1 protein-coding gene is annotated in these 432 nt (G+C 46.3%); it reads right to left on the bottom strand.

What is annotated here, in order from left to right:
* Positions 1-77 precede the first annotated feature (77 nt).
* On the bottom strand, positions 78-432 hold a 355-nt coding region (locus tag ACTHUM_RS20045), incomplete at its 5' end, for a F0F1 ATP synthase subunit epsilon (RefSeq protein ID WP_440404012.1).

Here is a 432-nt window from a genome sequence, read left to right as displayed (position 1 = left end):
TTCAATATCAAGCCACTTATCTTCAGATAAATAAAAAAGCACAACATTTCGTTGTGCTTTTTCTTGATGAACCCACATTACTTGTTTTTTTGCGAACGAAGGTAATCCAAAGTTTTCAGCTGGGCAATGGCGGCTGCCAATGCTTTGTGCGCTTCAGCCAAAGATTTTTCGTCTCTAGCTTCAGAAACACCTGTTTCGGCTGCTTTTTTAGCTGCTTCAGCACGCGCCTGATCCATTTCTGTACTGCGGACGGCAACGTCTGCCAATACGGTAATCTTATCAGGCTGTACTTCTAAAACGCCACCGGAAACGGCAACCAGTACTTCTTCAGCTTCACCCTGAACAGTCAAACGCAATGCGCCGGGGCGTACCAAACTCATAATCGGCTCGTGTCGTGGATAAATACCAAGCTCACCTTGAACGGTCGGAACC

Source organism: Neisseria sp. P0021.S006 (assembly GCF_051956895.1).
Note: the sequence above shows the minus strand (reverse complement) of the source record. Positions and strands in the feature narration are given on the sequence as shown.